21 protein-coding genes are annotated in these 17,027 nt (G+C 63.4%); 11 read left to right on the top strand and 10 right to left on the bottom strand.

The annotated features are described in order from the left end of the window. The first annotated feature begins 119 nt into the window (after positions 1–119). The gene (gene ccmD, locus NKI35_RS17470; RefSeq protein WP_023671735.1) at positions 120–311 is read left to right on the top strand and encodes a heme exporter protein CcmD; all 192 of its coding nucleotides are present in this window, start codon (positions 120–122) and stop codon (positions 309–311) included. Beyond that, the gene (locus NKI35_RS17465) at positions 308–889 is read left to right on the top strand and encodes a DsbE family thiol:disulfide interchange protein (RefSeq protein ID WP_352741050.1); all 582 of its coding nucleotides are present in this window, start codon (positions 308–310) and stop codon (positions 887–889) included. Before ccmD ends, NKI35_RS17465 begins: the two co-directional genes overlap by 4 nt. A 185-nt stretch (positions 890–1,074) precedes the next feature. On the opposite strand, the gene NKI35_RS17460 is transcribed toward NKI35_RS17465, so the two are convergent. Then, positions 1,075–1,242, bottom strand: a complete 168-nt coding sequence (locus NKI35_RS17460; protein WP_023687680.1) for a hypothetical protein — start codon at positions 1,240–1,242, stop codon at positions 1,075–1,077. A gap of 284 nt (positions 1,243–1,526) precedes the next feature. On the opposite strand from NKI35_RS17460, the gene NKI35_RS17455 reads away from it, so the two are divergent. Continuing rightward, positions 1,527–2,447, top strand: a complete 921-nt coding sequence (locus tag NKI35_RS17455) for an SMP-30/gluconolactonase/LRE family protein (RefSeq protein WP_023706748.1) — start codon at positions 1,527–1,529, stop codon at positions 2,445–2,447. Between the two features lie 162 nt (positions 2,448–2,609). After that, positions 2,610–2,816, top strand: a complete 207-nt coding sequence (locus tag NKI35_RS17450; protein WP_023683852.1) for a tautomerase family protein — start codon at positions 2,610–2,612, stop codon at positions 2,814–2,816. 83 nt (positions 2,817–2,899) lie between these two features. Here the strand turns inward: NKI35_RS17450 and NKI35_RS17445 are convergent, their stop codons facing one another. The 8 genes from NKI35_RS17445 to NKI35_RS17410 all read right to left on the bottom strand — a co-directional run bounded on the left by NKI35_RS17445 (position 2,900) and on the right by NKI35_RS17410 (position 9,924). Then, entirely contained in the window at positions 2,900–3,448 is a 549-nt protein-coding gene (locus tag NKI35_RS17445; RefSeq protein WP_352741047.1) for an NADPH-dependent FMN reductase, read from the bottom strand. A 59-nt stretch (positions 3,449–3,507) separates the two neighbouring features. Then, the gene (locus tag NKI35_RS17440; protein ID WP_023683854.1) at positions 3,508–4,128 is read right to left on the bottom strand and encodes a pyridoxamine 5'-phosphate oxidase family protein; all 621 of its coding nucleotides are present in this window, start codon (positions 4,126–4,128) and stop codon (positions 3,508–3,510) included. Positions 4,129–4,188: 60 nt separating this feature from the next. Then, a complete protein-coding gene (locus tag NKI35_RS17435; protein WP_023715760.1) occupies positions 4,189–4,860 on the bottom strand; it encodes a septation protein A in 672 nt (223 codons plus the stop codon). A gap of 61 nt (positions 4,861–4,921) precedes the next feature. Next, positions 4,922–6,820 (bottom strand): signal recognition particle-docking protein FtsY, encoded by a 1,899-nt coding sequence (gene ftsY / locus NKI35_RS17430; protein WP_352741045.1) that lies wholly within the window; start codon positions 6,818–6,820, stop codon positions 4,922–4,924. A gap of 12 nt (positions 6,821–6,832) precedes the next feature. Then, on the bottom strand, positions 6,833–8,152 hold the full coding sequence (gene mtaB, locus NKI35_RS17425) for a tRNA (N(6)-L-threonylcarbamoyladenosine(37)-C(2))-methylthiotransferase MtaB (RefSeq protein ID WP_352741043.1): 1,320 nt from the start codon (positions 8,150–8,152) through the stop codon (positions 6,833–6,835). After that, on the bottom strand, positions 8,152–9,036 hold the full coding sequence (gene dapF / locus NKI35_RS17420; RefSeq protein ID WP_023671745.1) for a diaminopimelate epimerase: 885 nt from the start codon (positions 9,034–9,036) through the stop codon (positions 8,152–8,154). The genes mtaB and dapF overlap by 1 nt, the downstream gene beginning before the upstream one ends. A 73-nt stretch (positions 9,037–9,109) precedes the next feature. Continuing rightward, complete coding sequence (locus NKI35_RS17415; RefSeq protein WP_023671746.1) at positions 9,110–9,271, bottom strand: DUF1328 family protein; 162 nt, start codon at positions 9,269–9,271, stop codon at positions 9,110–9,112. Positions 9,272–9,369: 98 nt separating this feature from the next. Then, a complete protein-coding gene (locus NKI35_RS17410) occupies positions 9,370–9,924 on the bottom strand; it encodes a hypothetical protein (protein WP_245272143.1) in 555 nt (184 codons plus the stop codon). A gap of 446 nt (positions 9,925–10,370) precedes the next feature. Here NKI35_RS17410 and NKI35_RS17405 point away from each other — a divergent pair, with 446 nt between their 5' ends. Both NKI35_RS17405 and zapE read left to right on the top strand, forming a co-directional pair. Beyond that, entirely contained in the window at positions 10,371–10,910 is a 540-nt protein-coding gene (locus tag NKI35_RS17405) for a protease inhibitor Inh/omp19 family protein (protein ID WP_023687689.1), read from the top strand. Positions 10,911–10,940: 30 nt separating this feature from the next. Further along, the gene (gene zapE / locus NKI35_RS17400; protein WP_023715762.1) at positions 10,941–12,125 is read left to right on the top strand and encodes a cell division protein ZapE; all 1,185 of its coding nucleotides are present in this window, start codon (positions 10,941–10,943) and stop codon (positions 12,123–12,125) included. Between the two features lie 207 nt (positions 12,126–12,332). Here the strand turns inward: zapE and NKI35_RS17395 are convergent, their stop codons facing one another. Then, positions 12,333–12,761 carry a GNAT family N-acetyltransferase gene (locus NKI35_RS17395; RefSeq protein WP_023670542.1) on the bottom strand — a complete coding sequence of 143 codons (429 nt, stop codon included), beginning with the start codon at positions 12,759–12,761 and terminating at the stop codon, positions 12,333–12,335. A 234-nt stretch (positions 12,762–12,995) separates the two neighbouring features. On the opposite strand from NKI35_RS17395, the gene mdh reads away from it, so the two are divergent. From mdh to sucD, 5 genes are read left to right on the top strand one after another with little or no spacing between them, the layout of a single operon-like run. Further along, a complete protein-coding gene (mdh, locus tag NKI35_RS17390; RefSeq protein WP_023670541.1) occupies positions 12,996–13,964 on the top strand; it encodes a malate dehydrogenase in 969 nt (322 codons plus the stop codon). A gap of 33 nt (positions 13,965–13,997) precedes the next feature. Then, positions 13,998–15,191 (top strand): ADP-forming succinate--CoA ligase subunit beta, encoded by a 1,194-nt coding sequence (gene sucC, locus NKI35_RS17385; protein ID WP_023726041.1) that lies wholly within the window; start codon positions 13,998–14,000, stop codon positions 15,189–15,191. Positions 15,192–15,197: 6 nt separating this feature from the next. After that, positions 15,198–15,569, top strand: coding sequence for a cupin domain-containing protein (locus NKI35_RS17380; RefSeq protein WP_023706740.1), 372 nt, complete (start codon positions 15,198–15,200; stop codon positions 15,567–15,569). Positions 15,570–15,572: 3 nt separating this feature from the next. After that, on the top strand, positions 15,573–16,064 hold the full coding sequence (locus tag NKI35_RS17375) for a DUF1579 family protein (protein WP_023699238.1): 492 nt from the start codon (positions 15,573–15,575) through the stop codon (positions 16,062–16,064). A gap of 12 nt (positions 16,065–16,076) precedes the next feature. Beyond that, positions 16,077–16,982: a succinate--CoA ligase subunit alpha gene (sucD, locus tag NKI35_RS17370; RefSeq protein ID WP_023805930.1), complete on the top strand. Its 906-nt coding sequence runs from the start codon at positions 16,077–16,079 to the stop codon at positions 16,980–16,982. Positions 16,983–17,027: the final 45 nt, after the last annotated feature.

Here is a 17,027-nt window from a genome sequence, read left to right as displayed (position 1 = left end):
GACCGCTGCGGCGCGACGATCAATTGCGAAGCCCCAGCCGCAAAGCTAAGAAAGCCGCAAAGCTATGGGAAGGCCATGATCGAGCACGACGAAGTGACGGTGGAAGGGGAGCGAAGCGCATGAGTGCACACGCACTCTATGTCGCGGCCGCCTATGGCATCACGGTGATCGTGCTGGCCGGGCTGATCGGCTGGATCCTGCTCGACCAGCGGACCCGCAAGCGCGAACTGGCAGACCTCGAAGCGGCCGGCGTGCGGCGTCGCTCGGACAAAGCAGGTACTGGGGCCAGCACTGGGGCCAGCAAGCCATGAGCACGGAAAGCGAAACGCCGGCGTCGCCGCGCCGCCGCCTGATCGTGCTGTTGCCGCTGCTGGTTTTTCTCGGCCTCGCCGGATTGTTCCTGTCGCAGCTTTTGTCGGGACGCGATGAGGCGGCAGTGCCGTCGGCGCTGATCGGCCTGCCGGCGCCGCAGACCAACCTGCCGGCGCTGGAAGGGTCAAACCTGCCCGGGCTGGATTCGAAAGCCTTCGCCGGCAAGGTAACGCTGGTCAACGTCTTTGCATCGTGGTGCGCGCCGTGCCGGGAAGAGCATCCGGTGCTCTTGCAGCTGTCGCAGGACAAGCGCTTGGTCATGGCCGCGCTAAACTACAAGGACCAAGCGCAAAACGCGCGCCGGTTCCTTGGTGATCTCGGCAATCCGTTCCAGGCGATAGGTGTCGACGAGGCCGGCCGCACGGCCATCGACTGGGGCGTCTACGGCGTGCCGGAAACCTTCGTCATCGGCAAGGACGGCAAGATTGCCTACAAGCATGTCGGGCCGCTGACACGGGAGTCGGCGAGGGATGTTCTGTTGCCGCAGATTGAAAAGGCGCTCGCGGCACCGGGCTGACGTTGGCGCCATGCCCCTCATCGGGCCGCTACGCGGCCCCCTCCTCCCCGTGGGGGAGAAGAGGGAAGCATCGGCACAGGCTAGCTCCTCTCCCCGGGGGGAGAGGTCGGATTGCCCGAATTGCTCATGCAATTCGGTTTGGCAATCCGGGTGAGGGGGCGGTGCCCCGCTGAGGTCTGAAATGCTCAGCCGTAGATCTGCCTGTGGACCTGGTAGAGCATTTCCGAGCGGTCGGCGCGCAGGTCGGCCAGATCGCGGCTCGTCAGGTTTTCGATTTCCGCGACGAGGCGGTTGTAGTGGCGGCGCTTGGCCATCGAGGAGCGCGCGCGGGAGAAGAGGTTGTCAAAAGCCATAGCAAGGGTCCTTTCGTGCCGCATATCAGCGGTGAATTTGTTCCTCCCTTGGTCGTTCGCAACATGACATAGGAATGGTGCGATGCAAAAAGAAGATGTTGCAATGCACCATTGCACAGGGCGCATAGCGGGTTAATACAGCGCTACAGCACCATAAACGGCCGGACAGGCTGGCGGGCCATGCCGGCCGGGCACCTTTTGTCTTACAATTGCGCCTGCGCCACCTTGCCATCGCGCCCGCAGGCTGGCTTGATCCGCGCGTCACGTGATGCCGGAGGAAATGCATGGCGACCGCAGACTATTACGAAATTCTCGATCCGCGTTTCGCGCGGCTGTTCAACGGCAACGCCCAGGTGGAAAAGCTGTTTACCGGATGTCAGTGGGCGGAAGGGCCGGCCTGGTTCGCCGCCGGCCGCTATGTCGTCTGGTCCGACATCCCCAACAACCGTATGCTGCGCTATGACGAGACCGACGGCAATGTCAGCGTCTTCCGTCAGCCCTCCGGCAATTCCAACGGCAACACCGTCGACCGCCAGGGCCGACTGGTGACGTGCGAGCATTCCGGCCGCCGCGTCAGCCGCACCGAGCATGACGGCTCGATCACCACCATCGCGGCCGAATGGAAAGGCAAGCGGCTGAATTCGCCCAATGACGCGGTCGTGAAATCCGACGGCTCGATCTGGTTCACCGATCCGAGCTACGGCATCGACACCGACTATGAGGGCGACAAGGCCGAAAGCGAGATCGGCGCTTGCAATGTCTACCGGGTCGATCCGGATACGGGCGAGGTCGAGGCCGTCATCACCGACATGGTCCGGCCGAACGGGCTTGCCTTTTCACTGGATGAAAGCCAGCTCTATGTCGTCGACACCGGCCGCACCCATGGCGCGCAGAACCCCGCGCATATGCGGGTCTTCAACGTCGGCAAGCACGGCAAGAAGGTCTCGGGCGGGAAGGTGTTCGCTGACTGCACGGCCGGCCTGTTCGACGGCTTCCGGCTCGACGAGGCCGGCCGCATCTGGACCAGTGCCGCCGACGGCATCCATTGCTACGATCCCGACGGCACGCTGATCGGCAAGGTCAAGGTGCCGGAAGTGACCGCCAATTGCGTGTTCGGCGGCAACAAGCTGAACTGCCTCTACATCGCCGGCACCACGTCGCTCTACATGGTGCGGCTGATGGTGAACGGGGCGAAGACGTATTGAGGCTGCTGGAAACGCTTCTCTGGCGGCCCTTGATGGCGTTTCTGCGCATGTCCGCGGCGCCTGTTGCGCGGCGGCCGCCGGAACGACCGACAAGCAGTTCGCCGGAGCGGATTCCGTAGCCGCGGCGCGGCGCTATCAGACACAATTCAAGGGGAGGACGTCATGCCATTCGTCAACATCCGCATCGTCAAGGAAGTGATCGCCGCTGATCCCGCTGGCAAGAAGGCCGACATTGCCAAAAAGGTCACGGCGGCGATCATGGACGCCACCGGGCTTAGCAATGACGACGTCTGGGTGGTGTTCGAAGAGGTCAACGCGCGCGACTGGTATGTCGGTGTGACCGATGTCGAGACGTTGCGGAAGGGGTAGCACAGCGGCACGTTGGGGTGCGCCGCACCCTTTCGTTCGTCATCCTAGGGTCTGCGCCGCGTCGCTTCGCTCCTTGCTCCGCCCTAGGATGACGAGGCAACGTTTGCGCGTATAAAACTCGCGAAAACCTGCACCGCTTCGCGCATGGCCCGCAGGTTCTCGTCCTCTCCCAGGATCGCTTCTATCTCCGGCGGTTTCTTGCCGAGCAAGGCAATCTCCAGAACCGCATTCTCACAAAGCGCGAACGACATGGTGCGCATGATCTCGGCCAGCCCGGCGCGGGCATAGAGCGAGCGCGCGGAGGCGTGGGCCAGCATGGCGGGCTTGCCGACTGCGGCGTCGCGCGAGACCAGCCAGTCGAGAGCGTTTTTCATGCCGCCGGGCACGCCATGGGCATATTCGGGGCAGGAGACGATGATGCCATCGGCGCTGGTGACGGCCTCGATCAGCCGCATGGCCTCGGCCGGTGTGCGCTCGCCTTCGTCATCCGGGTTGAAGATCGGCAGCAGGCCGAGCCCGTCATAGACAGTTACGCGGCAATCCGAAGGCGCGTTCGCGGACAGCGCCGCCAGCAGCGCCGAATTGGTCGAGGCGGCGCGCAGGCTGCCGGAGATGGCGAGGAGTTCGATCACGGGGAAACAGGGCTAGGGAAAACCGGCAAAGGACCGCAATGGCGAATCGTACCCGAAATCTACCACAGGGTCTTGCTGTAGGCTTCGTCCAGCGAGCGGTCGAAATCGTCGGCAGTTTCGGCATGCGCCATCTGATCGGACAGGATCTGACCGAGCGTCGGCAACGTCGCGCGGTCATGCCAGCTGTCCGGCTTCCACAATTCGGAGCGCATGAAGGCCTTGGCGCAGTGCATGTAGGCGGCCTTGACGCTCACCACGACGACGCTTTGCGGTTGCTTGCCGTCGACGGTGAGGCGCTCGCGCAAACCGGCATCGACGGTTATGCGGGCGTCGCCATTGATGCGCAGCGTCTCGTTCATGCCGGGGATGAGAAAAAGCAGCCCGACCGAAGGGTTGAGCAGGATGTTTTCCAGCGTGTCCAGCCGGTTGTTGCCGGGCCGGTCGGGAATGGCGATGGTCCTGTCGTCGAGGACAAGGGCAAAGCCCGGTCTGTCGCCTTTCGGCGTCACGTCGGCATTGCCGGCGCCGTCGGAAGAACCGATCAGCACGAAAGGGCTCTTGCCGATGAAAGAGCGGCAGTGGCCGTCGAGCGCCCGGAGTTCCTTGCGCATCGAGGTGTCGGTCGGCCGCGGGGTCTTGTAGATCGTCCTCAGTTCATCGCGCGTGGTGACGAATTCCATGGCCGTCTCCGTTTATTCGGACGCAATTCCGGACGGCTTCACACTTTTCCTGGAATTGCTCTACTTGCCGGCTTCTTCCACCTTCTCGGTCTTATCCTCGATCGAATGGTGCAGGATCAGCGGCATCTGGCTGAAGGTGAACAACAGGGTGATCGGCATGATGCCCCAGACCTTGAAGGTAACCCAGAAGTCGGTGGAAAAATTCCGCCACACCACTTCATTGGCAAGAGCCAGGAACAGGAAGAACAGGCCCCAGCGGAAAGTCAGCTTGCGCCAGCCTTCGGCATCGAGGCGAAAGGCCGAATCGAAGACATAGCCGAGCAGCGATCGGCCGAAATACAGACCGCCGAGCAGCACGCCGCCGAACAGGGTGTTGACGATGGTCGGCTTCATCTTGATGAACACGTCGTCCTGCAGATAGAGCGTCAGCGCGCCGAAGATGAAGACGACGACGCCCGAGACCATCGGCATGATCGGCAAGGTGCGCAGCAGCAGCCAGGAGGCGATCAGCGCGATCGCCGTCGCCGCCATGAAAAGGCCGGTGGCGACGAAGATCGGCCCGCCGAATTCGGCCAGGACAGGAAATTTCTGCACCAGCCAGGCGCCGCGTGCATTGGCGAAGAAGAACACCATCAGCGGCCCGAGTTCCAGCACCAGCTTGAGCAGCGGATTGACGCTTTCTTTCTTCTTTCGCGGGTCGGACGGGTCGCGTTCGAGGATGGGTGGGTTCATGACTTCCTTCTGACGCATGATCTTGTCCAAAAAGCCGTCAGCTCTTCGGGATCATTGCCTGTTACGCTACGCCGGCGATCGCCCTGGCGAATTCGCCGGCCGAGAATGGTTCGAGGTCGTCGACCTGTTCGCCGACGCCGATGAAGTAGACCGGCAGTTTGTGCTTTGCCGCGATCGCGACCAGAATACCGCCGCGCGCCGTGCCGTCCAGCTTGGTCATCACCAGGCCATTGACGCCGGCGACATTGCGGAAGATCTCGACCTGATTGAGCGCATTCTGGCCGGTGGTGGCGTCGACCGTCTGCAGCACGGTATGCGGCGCTTCCGGATCGAGCTTGCCCAGCACGCGCACGATCTTTTCCAGCTCGGCCATCAGTTCGGTCTTGTTTTGCAGCCGGCCGGCGGTGTCGATGATCAGTACGTCGGAGCCGGCCTCCTTGGCGCGTTCGAAAGCGTCGTAGGCGAGGCCGGCGGCATCCGCGCCGATCTTTGAGGCGATGACCGGGGACTTCGTCCTCTCGCCCCAGATCTTCAGCTGCTCGATGGCTGCAGCGCGAAAGGTATCGCCGGCGGCCAGCATCACCGACAGGCCACCATCGGTCAGTTTGGCGGCGAGCTTGCCGATGGTCGTGGTCTTGCCGGTGCCGTTGACGCCGACCACCAGAATGACATGCGGCTTGTGCGAGAGGTCGAGCTCCAGCGGCATGGCGACATGGGCCAGCACCTTCTCCACCTCGGCCGCCATGATGGTGCGGACATCCGCGTCGGAGACATCCTTGCCATAGCGGCTGGCGGCGAGCGCATCGGTGACGCGCAAGGCTGTTTCCATGCCGAGATCGGCGCGGATCAGCACGTCTTCGAGGTCCTGTAGCGTCTCTTCGTCGAGCTTTCGCTTGGTGAAGACGCCGGCAATGTTGCCGGTGAGTTCTTTCGAGGAGCGGGCAAGCCCGTCGCGCATGCGCTGGAACCAGGAGCGCCGCGGCGCCGGTTCGGGCGCCTTTTGCGGCTCGGCTTTCTGCTCGACCTTTTTGGTGACGGTGACTTTGCCGGGAGCTGGTTTTGACTGTGGCGAAGGTTGCGGGGCCGGCGCGGGCGCCAGCTCGGCAACGATGGTCTTGGCTTCGACGGGCGCGGGTACAGCTTCAACCGACGTGCGCTTTACCTCCCCCTTGATGGGGGAGGTAAAGCCCTCCCCATCGAGGGGAGGGTGGGGCGCCTCGTCCTTCTCCCCGTGGCTATACGGGGAGAAGGTGCCGGCAGGCGGATGAGGGGCGGCGCTGACCTCTGAGGTAGGCTGTGCGGGAGGCGCGGACGGTTGCGGCACTTCGGCCGGTTCTGCTGGAGTCTCGGCAGGCGTCGGCACTTCGACGGGAGCGGGCTCCAGCTGCGGTTCCGGACGCGATGGTTCGATCTCCGGCTCGGCCGGCGCCGGCGGCACTTCTTGGGGCTGCGGCTCGGGAGCCGGCTCCGGAACGGCTGGCGGCGCAGGAACTTCTTCCGGTGCAGGCGGCTCGGGTATCTCCGGCTCAGGCTGCGGTTCTTCTACCGGAGCGGGCTCCGGCAACGGTTCCGGCTCGGATGGGACGACCGGTTCCGGTGCGGGCGGGATGGTCGGCGCGGGTTCGGGATTCGGTTCTTCTGGCGCCGACTGCGGCGCAGGCTTTACCTCCCCCTCGATGGGGGAGGTCCCAAGCGAAGCTTGGGGGTGAGTGGCGCCGGCGTCGGCGCTCTCACCCCTCCCCGCCACTTCGTGGCGACCCTCCCCATCGAGGGGAGGGTGGGGCGTCGGCGGCTCGGGCTCCTCGCGCTTCAAGAACTCCGGAACGACCTGCTCGGCCGCCGGCTTCAGCGCCTCAAGCGCATCCCATTTGATCGGCGGCAGGGGAGCGGTTTCGTCGATGCGCTCCTCGACGACTTCCTTCTTGCCGAACGAAAATATGTTCTTGAAAAAACCGGCCATGCTTCAATCGTCTCAGGCGGCGCAGGCAGTGAGCGGCGCCGCTATCAGGCGCACGCCGTCATGGCCGGTGATGTCTGCCTCGACGATCTCGCCCGGCGCGCCTGTGCCGAGCGCGGCAAGTGTGAACCCTTCGGTGCGGCCGAGGCCGTCGCGCTCGATAAGGATCGTTTGGCGCGTTCCGGGGAGCGACGACAGATGGCGGCGATACGCAGCCTCACCAGCGGCGCGCAGCTGGGCCGCGCGCTGCTTGACCAATTCGCGGCGGACCTGCGGCATGCGCGCGGCGGGCGTGCCTTCGCGCGGCGAAAACGGGAAGACATGCAGGTGCGTCAGCCCACATTCCTCGACGATCTTTATCGAATTCTGAAACATTTCCTCGGTCTCGGTCGGGAAGCCGGCGATGATGTCGGCGCCGAAGACGATTTCGGGGCGCAGCTTGCGCACATCCTCGCAGAAGCGGATCGACTGGTCACGCAAATGCCTGCGCTTCATGCGCTTCAAGATCATGTCGTCGCCCGACTGCAGCGACAGATGCAGATGCGGCATCAGCCTGGGCTCGGTGGCGATGGCGTCCAGCAGATCGTCGTCCGCCTCGATCGAATCGATGGAGGACAGCCGCAGCCGCCTCACATCAGGCACCTGCTTCAGGATGGTCTTCACCAGCTTTCCCAGCTTCGGCGCGCCCGGCAGGTCGGCGCCGAAGCTGGTCATGTCGACGCCGGTCAGCACGATCTCGGCGTAGCCGTTGCCGGCCAGACGCTTGACCTGCTCGACAACCGCGCCCATCGGCACCGAGCGTGAGTTGCCGCGGCCATAGGGGATGATGCAGAAGGTGCAGCGATGGTCGCAGCCGTTCTGCACCTGGACGAAAGCACGCGCCCGGCCCTCAATGGCGTCGACCATGTGGCCGGCGGTCTCGCGCACCGAGAAAATGTCGTTGACGCGCGCCTTTTCGGTGTCGTTGACGCCGAAATCCGGCAGCGCGCGATAGGAGTTCGCCTTCAGCTTCTCCTCATTGCCGAGCACGAGGTCGACCTCGTCCATGGCGGCAAAATTCTGCGGTTCGGTCTGCGCGGCGCAGCCGGTGACGATGATGCGCGCCGCCGGATTTTCGCGGCGGGCCTTTCTGATCGACTGCCTGGCCTGGCGCACCGCTTCCGAAGTGACGGCGCAGGTGTTGAAGATGATCGCGCCGCCTTTGAGCGCGCCGAGACCTGCGCTTTCGGCCTCGCGGCGCATCACCTCGGATTCATAGGTGTTGAGACGGCAGCCGAAGGTGACGACGTCTATGCCTTGGGAGTTGGGGCCTTTGGTATCGGCAAGTGCAGACATCAGGCAGCGCTTTCGGTGTCGCGGGCCCAGGTGCCGGTCGACGGATCGAAATTGCCGGAAAACTCCCATTCAGCGGCACCGGTCAGGATGACGTGGTCGTCGTCGCGCCATTCCACATGCAGCGAGCCGCCGCCGGGCGTCATCAGCGTAACGCTGCGGCCGGTGCGCCGGGTGCGGGCAGCGGCGACGACGGAAGCGCAAGCGGCCGAGCCGCAAGCCTTGGTCAGGCCGGCGCCGCGCTCCCAGGTGCGGATGATCATCGTCTCCGGCGACGTTACCTGGGCGATGGTGATGTTGGCGCGCTCGGGGAAGATCGGATGGTTTTCGAGCAGCGGGCCGAAACGCTCGAGTTCGTAGGACCAGACATCGTTTTCGACCCAGAAGATGGCGTGCGGGTTGCCCATCGAGAGAGCCGAAGGCGAATGGAGCACCGGCGCGTCGATGGGGCCGATCTGCAACTCGATCATGCGGGTGTCGCGGAATTCCTCGGCCAGCGGAATGTCCTGCCAGCCAAAGCGCGGAGTGCCCATGTCGACCGAGATGGTCCCGTCGGCATGTTCGACGGCGTTGAGGATGCCGGCGCGGGTCTCGAAGGTGAAAGTCTTCTGGCCGGTTTCGGCGGCCAGCGCCTGGACGACACAGCGCATGCCGTTGCCGCAGGCCTGCGCGCCCGAGCCGTCGGAATTCAAGATGTCGATGTAAAAGGCGGTGCCCGGCGTGCGCGAATCGTGGATCGCCATGATCTGGTCGAACCTGGTCGCCGCATCGGCGTTCAGCGCGACAGCCGACGCCGCCGTGACCCTATCGGCACGGCCACGCATGTCGGCGACGATGATTTCGTTGCCGATGCCGTTCATCTTGGCGAAGGGGGCAGTGCCTGCCATGATCTGAGGTAATTCCTGTACGTTTCGCCGCTATATGGCGGAAACGGGCGGGAATTACCAGTGTGGGCTGCGTCTAGGTTACCGCGAAAACGCCGAGTACGATCAGCAGGAAGATGACGAGAACGATGCCGATCAGCAGGCGCGCGCCGGTGGCGGCGGCACCGGCCAGCGCCGGCATGCCGAGCAGGCTGGCGGCGGCAGCAACGATCAGAAGAATGATGATCCATTTGATCATGGACAATGCCTCGCAAATTGACTGGCCTGCAGCCGGCTTAAGAACGCATCTGCCGCGCTCTGGTTCCCTTGCCGCGAGGCTCTTTCCGCCTGGGCGCGCTATTCGGCAATCTCGAAGTCGGTCGTGAAAGGCGCCGTCTTTTGCGAGTTCTCGTCATGCATGAGGAAATCCGCGCGGTATTTGCCGGGGGGAACGCCATCCAGGGAGACGTTTAATTTGAAGAACATCTCTCGGTTATGCGAGCGCGAGGCGAGCTGGACCCGGCCAAGCTTTTCGACGGTTCCCAGCTTCTCGCCCGACTGGGAAAGCACGGTAAGGTCAACGTAAAGCGCGATCTGGTTGTTGCCGAGCCCATCCGAGCCGTAGCCGTAACCGACCGGCTCCATATAAAGCACAATCTCTTCGCCCGGCTTGTAGACATGGTTCGGGCGCTCGGCGTAGGCGCCGAACCCGCTGGCCGACAGGATATGCTTCACATTTTGCACGCCAAGCGGCATCGCTTGCCACAGAGCGTCCTCGGCGCTGCGGAATTTGTCCAGCGCGCCGGCGCCATCACCCGCCTGCAGTGCCTTTTCGGCTTCAGCGGCGCGATCGGAGATTTCGCCCGCGAAAGCGGCCGGCGTCGAAATTACCAGCGCGATCAAAACTGCCAAGATTGATTTCATCTGTTCCCCCTGTTGCGATAGAACATCGGCTAAAACGGCAGTGCCGTAAACGGCCAAATGCAGACTTCAGCCGCGCTCGATCTCGGGAACGTCCCAAAGCTCGCCCGGACGGAAGGCGCGAAACCGCTCACGCGCCAGGCCTTGCGCCTCAAGCGCTTCAGTCAGTTTTGCGCCGGCAGTTGCGCTCGACCGCCGATGCGCCGACCTGCTGCGGGCTCCGGTGCCGCTTTCGCAACCAATGTACCGGTTGGAACCGCGCTAGAGAGAAGACATGCCTTTTGTCCGCCAGCCATTTTGCGACAAATTTACAACAATTCGTGGTGCAAACCCTATTTTAACCATATCGGGTTGAAATTTCGCCACCTTCTCCATCTTGGTGAGGGGTGAGATTGTGCGGACGGCTTCCCCCCCAGCCGGATCCGACGGAGGTTTGAATGATTTTTTCGAGAAGCGGGCTGATGGCCGTATCGCTGGCAGCGCTCGTTGCGAGCGGCTGTTCGACCTCGCGTTTTTCATCGATGGATGACCAGCAGCCCGCCCCGCTGCAGCCCGCGCCCGCCGGCACGGTGAGCGGAAGCCAACTGCCGCCCCCGGCAGCGCCGGGCACCACCGACCCATCGCAATTCCCGACCGCGCCGGCAGGCGCGCAGGTCGCCTCGCTGCCGCCGGACGGATCGGCGCCGGCCGGAGCCTCCGACCTTACCGCTGCGAGCGTTGCCGGCGTTTGGAACGCCAGCGTGTCCGGACAGAGCTGCAAGGTGGCGACGCCGCAGACCAAATTCGGCGCCGGCTTCCGCGCCGGGCCGCTGCATTGCCCGCCGCCCATCGACGGCATCAAATCGTGGAACGTCGCCGGCAAGCAGCTGACGCTCTATGACGAGAATGGCGGCACGCTGGCGCGGCTCTATTCCTCGGGCGGTTCGAAATTCGACGGCCAGACTACCAACGGCTTGCCGATATCGCTTACAAGATAGGCTGCCTATCCCTAGACAGCGACGTGACCGATGCATCTGCGTGACGGCCTCCAGACCCATGCGACCGTCAGGCAGCGCTACGACCATCTGGTCGCAACCGGCGCCATCGAGCGCGATGCGGCGCAGGAGCGCATCGCCGCCGCGCTCGACCGGCTGACAGACGAGATCTCGGTCAAGCGGCTGGCGCACAAGTCGAGCGCGCTCGGCTGGCTGTTTGCCCGCAAGCGCGAGACGCGCGAGGTCGTCAAGGGCCTCTACATTCATGGCGGCGTCGGTCGCGGCAAGACCATGCTGATGGATATGTTCTTCGAGCTGTTGCCGGTCAGGCGCAAGCGCCGCGTTCATTTCAACGACTTCATGGCCGATGTGCAGGACCGCATCCAGAAGCACCGGCAGGCGCGCAAGAACGGCGACGTCAAGGAGGACGACCCGATCCCGCCGGTCGCGCTTCAGCTTGCCGAACAGGCCTGGGTGCTGTGCTTCGATGAGTTTTCGGTCACCGACATTGCCGATGCGATGGTCCTGTCGCGGCTGTTTTCGGCGCTGTTCGCCAATGGCGTGGTTCTGGTCGCCACCTCGAATGTCGCGCCGCAAGACCTTTATCGCGACGGGCTGAACCGCCAACTCTTCCTGCCCTTCATCAGCATTCTCGAGCGCCACGCCCATGTGCTGACGCTTGATGCCGACAAGGACTACAGGCTGGAAAAGCTCGCCCGCACGCCTGTCTATGTCACGCCGGCGGATGCCGAAGCCGATCGTATGCTCGACGAAGCCTGGCAGGCGATGACGCACGGGGCGGCAACGGCCGAGACCGCGCTGACGCTCAAGGGGCGGCAAGTGAGGATACCGGCTGCCGCCGGGGATGCAGCGCGGTTTTCCTTCGCCGACCTCTGCGAAAAGCCGCTCGGCGCACGCGATTTTCTGGCGATTGCCGGCCGCTTCTCGACCGTCTTCATCGATCACGTGCCGGTGCTGGGCGAAGGCAAGCGCAACGAGGCCAAGCGCTTCATCCTCCTGATAGACACGCTCTACGATCATCACACGCGGCTGGTGGTAAGCGCCGACGCCTCGCCGCCTGAGCTCTATACGGCCAGGCGCGGCGTCGAGGTGTTCGAATTCGAACGCACCGCCTCGCGGCTGATCGAGATGCAAAGCCGCGACTGGCTGGAGGACTGGGCGGAACGGCAGAAGGACAACGCGGAAGCGCAGGTCTGAGGGTTCCAAGAGGTCATTATGTAGTGATCCTTCGCCCCCCTCTGTCCTGCCGGAGATCTCCCCCACACGGGGGGAGATCGGCGGTTTCGGCGCTCCGCTCATTCCTGCGGCCATTGGAGATTGGCGAAAGGTCGCGTGACGTCCGGTCTCCCCTCTCGTGGGGGAGATGCCTGGCAAGGCAGAGGGGGGGCGCTGTCCCGCCGACGCCTAAAGCTCATACACATACATCTCAAACGACTCCGCCGGCCCATGCACCTCCCTGCGCGATTCATAAAGCGCCCGCGCTGGAACATTGTCCGGTTCGGTGCCGACCCAGGCTTCGCCGCATCCCTGCTCGCGGCCGAGCGCGAACATGGCGTCGAGCATCTTTCGCGCGATGCCATGGCGCTGGAAGGCCGGCGAGACGCCGACTTCGTCGATGTAGAGTTCGGTCACCTTGTCGGGATGGCGGTGGATGATGGCAGCGCATTGGCCGACGACGACGCCGTCTGCCAGCGCGACAATCATTAAATGACCCGGCGAGGCGAGGTAAGCGGCAAGCCTGTCGGCCCGCACCGGCTCGTCGAACACGTCTTCGGCGATGCGCTTCACAAGGGCGTCATCGCCTGGACAGAGTCTTCTGATTTCCACGTTCATTGTATAAAACCTCTCAAGTCGGCCTACAAACTTTGACGTTTACGTAAACCCCAATGTTTCTAACCGATTGAAATTATTCACTCGAAAATAATCGATTGAATATATTTTCCACCAGGGCTACTGGATGCGGCGAAATCTCGCTGAGACCACAGCATTCCGGCCTCTTCCTCGACGCCGTCAACCAGATCACCAGAGATTTGGGCGTCGTCACAGACAAAGGGAAAATTTCCTCACATGGCACGCAACAAGATAGCGCTTATCGGCTCCGGCATGATCGGCGGCACGCTCGCTCACATGATCGGCCTCAAGGACCTCGGCGACGTGGTGCTGTTCGATATTGCCGAGGGCATTCCGCAAGGCAAGGGGCTCGATATCGCGCAGTCTTCGCCGGTCGACGGTTTTGACTCCCGGCTGACCGGCGTCAATGATTATGCCGGGATCGAGGGCGCCGATGTCTGCATCGTCACTGCCGGCGTGCCGCGCAAGCCGGGTATGAGCCGCGACGATCTGCTGGGCATCAACCTCAAGGTCATGGAACAGGTCGGCGCAGGGCTGAAGAAATACGCGCCCAAGGCTTTCGTCATCTGCATCACCAACCCGCTCGACGCCATGGTCTGGGCGCTGCAGAAGTTTTCCGGCCTGCCCAAGACCCATGTCGTCGGCATGGCCGGCGTGCTCGACAGCGCGCGCTTCCGCTATTTCCTGGCCGAGGAGTTCAAGGTCTCGGTCGAGGACGTCACCGCCTTCGTGCTCGGCGGCCACGGTGATTCCATGGTGCCGATGATCCGCTACTCCACGGTTTCGGGCATTCCGTTGCCGGACCTCATCAAGATGGGCTGGACCTCGAAGGAAAAGCTCGACCAGATCGTGCAGCGCACCCGCGACGGCGGCGCCGAGATCGTCGGCTTGTTGAAGACCGGCTCGGCCTTCTACGCCCCGGCAGCCTCGGCCATCTCGATGGCCGAATCCTACCTCAAGGACAAGAAGCGCGTGCTGCCTTGCGCTGCGCATCTCTCGGGCCAGTATGGCGTCAAGGGCACCTATGTCGGCGTTCCCGTTGTCATCGGCGCCGGCGGCGTCGAGCGCATCATCGAGATCGACCTCAACAAGGCCGAGCAGAAGATGTTCGACGCTTCGGTGGCGACGGTGCAGGGCCTGACCGAGGCCTGCGTCAAGATCGCCCCGCACCTCGCCTCGAAGTAATCCCCCAAAGCAGCCGATCCGGAGACCGTCCAGATGAACATCCATGAATATCAAGGCAAGGCGCTGCTGAAGTCGTTTGGCGCGCCGGTGGCCGAAGGCGTGCCGGTGTTCAAGGCAAGCGAAGCGGAAGCCGCGGCACAAGCGCTTCCCGGTCCGCTCTATGTGGTGAAGAGCCAAATCCATGCCGGCGGCCGCGGCAAGGGGAAGTTCAAGGAACTGTCGCCCGACGCAAAGGGCGGCGTGCGGCTGGCTAAGTCGGTTGCCGAAGTCGTTGCCAACGCCAATGAGATGCTCGGCCACACGCTGGTGACCAAGCAGACCGGCCCCGCCGGCAAGCAGGTCAACCGCCTCTATATCGAGGACGGCGCCGACATTGATCGCGAGCTTTATCTGTCGATCCTGGTCGACCGCTCGGTCGGCCGCATCGCTTTCGTCGTCTCGACCGAGGGCGGCATGGACATTGAAGGCGTCGCCCACGACACACCGGAAAAGATCATCACCCGCGCCATCGATCCGCTGGCCGGCGTGACGACCATCGACGTCGACATATTGGTGGAAGCGCTGGGCCTCACCGGCGATGCCGCCAAGGATGCCGGCACGCTGTTCCCGATCCTCTACAAGGCCTTTGTCGAGAAGGACATGAGCCTGCTCGAGGTCAACCCGCTGATCGTGATGAAAAACGGCCGCCTGCGCGTGCTGGACGCCAAGGTGTCGTTCGACAACAACGCTCTCTTCCGCCACCCCGAACTGATGGAACTGCGCGACACCACCGAAGAGGACGAGAAGGAGATCGAGGCGTCGAAATACGACCTCGCCTATGTCGCGCTCGACGGCAATATCGGCTGCATGGTCAATGGCGCCGGCCTCGCCATGGCGACTATGGACATCATCAAGCTCTACGGCGCCGAGCCCGCCAACTTCCTCGATGTCGGCGGCGGCGCGTCGAAGGAGAAGGTGACGGCGGCGTTCAAGATCATCACCAAGGATCCGGCCGTCAAAGGCATACTGATCAACATCTTCGGCGGCATCATGAAGTGCGACATCATCGCCGAGGGCGTCATTGCCGCAGTCAAGGAAGTCGGCCTGGAAGTGCCGCTGGTGGTGCGTCTTGAAGGCACCAATGCCGAGCTCGGCAAGAAGATCATCAACGACAGCGGCCTGAACGTGGTGTCGGCCGACGATCTCGATGACGCAGCCAAGAAGATCGTGGCGGCGGTGAAGGGCTGAAGGCGAATGCCTCCGCGCAAGATAAACCTGGTCGAGGCGGCGGATCGAACGATCACCAAGGTCTTCGATCCGCATATCGCCGGCGACGTCAATGACAGCCAGGCGAAGGTCGCCAAGTTCGGCGAGACCTTCGACTGGCATGCACATGAGCATGAGGACGAGGCTTTTCTCGTGCTGCGGGGCAAGATCGCCATCGATTTTCGCGACGGCCCGGTCGAGCTCGGCGAGGGCGATTTCATTGTCGTGCCGAAGGGCGTCGAGCACCGGCCGCGGTCGCTGACCGCCGAGCCGGTGGTGCTGATGTTCGAGCCGGCAACGACGCTCAACACCGGCAACGCCAAGAGCGACCTCACCGTCTCCGACCTGAAGCGGCTCTGACCCATGAACGCGTTCTCCTTGCTCTCGGCCGATCACCAGCGCCTGCAGGCGCTGGTCGGCGCGTGGCGCGGCGAGGAAGAGGTGGCGGAAACACAATGGGCCGATGGTGGACCGGCGACGTCGGAAGTGCTGGGGGAGGCACAGTTCGGCGGCCTGTTCGTGGTGCAGCGCTATCGCCAGCGCCGCGACGGCACGGTCTCGTTCGGCTCGCACTCAGTGTTCGGATTCGATCAGCAAAACAGCCTCGTCACCATGCACCAGTTCGATTCCATGGGCTTTGTGCCGGCCTCGCCGGCCACAGGCGCATGGAACGGCAGCGAGCTCACTCTTGATCGGTCGTCGCCGCGCGGTTCCGCGCGGGTCACATATATTTTCGACAATGCCGATGCCTACCGCATGCGATTGCATTTCAAACCTGCCGGCAGCGACAGCTGGCAAGACATGGTGAGCGGCGTCTACCGGCGCGTCTCGCCTTCCTCGATCAACGGTTTTTAGAAAAGGGCTCCGATGTCCATTCTCATCGACAAGAACACCAAGGTGCTGGTGCAGGGCCTGACCGGCAAGACCGGCACGTTCCACACCGAACAGGCGCTGGCCTATCACGGCACCAGGATGGTGGGCGGTATCCATCCAAAGAAGGGTGGCGAGACCTGGACCGGCGCCAAGGGCGAAAACCTGCCGATCTTCGCCTCGGTCGCCGAGGGCAAGGAAAAGACCGGCGCCAACGCCTCGGTCGTCTATGTGCCGCCGACGGGCGCCGCCGAAGCCATCCTCGAAGCCATCGAAGCCGAGATCCCGCTGATCGTCTGCATCACCGAAGGCATTCCGGTGATGGACATGGTCAGGGTCAAGGCGCGGCTCGACCGCTCGACCTCGCGGCTGATCGGCCCGAACTGCCCCGGCGTGCTCACCCCCGACGAATGCAAGATCGGCATCATGCCCGGCAACATCTTCCGCAAAGGCTCGGTCGGCGTTGTTTCGCGCTCGGGAACGCTTACCTATGAGGCAGTGTTCCAGACCACAAATGTCGGCCTCGGCCAGACGACCGCCGTCGGTATCGGCGGCGACCCCGTCAAAGGCACCGAGTTCATCGACGTGCTCGAGATGTTCCTCGCCGACGACGAGACCAAGTCGATCATCATGATCGGCGAGATCGGCGGTTCGGCCGAGGAAGACGCCGCGCAGTTCCTCAAGGACGAGGCCAAACGCGGCCGCAAAAAGCCGATGGCGGGCTTCATCGCCGGGCGCACCGCGCCGGCCGGTCGCACCATGGGCCATGCGGGCGCGGTCATCTCCGGCGGCAAGGGCGGCGCGGAAGACAAGATCGCGGCGATGGAATCGGCCGGCATTAAAGTATCGCCATCGCCAGCGCGTCTGGGCACGACGCTGGTCGAGGCGATCAAGGCCAAGTGAGTAGCGAGTAGTGAATAGCGAATAGGGAAAAGAGAGTAACGGCGC

It is taken from the genome of Mesorhizobium sp. M0676, assembly GCF_040320535.1.
Taxonomy (GTDB): domain Bacteria; phylum Pseudomonadota; class Alphaproteobacteria; order Rhizobiales; family Rhizobiaceae; genus Mesorhizobium.
This window is presented reverse-complemented; position numbering and strand designations above follow the sequence as displayed.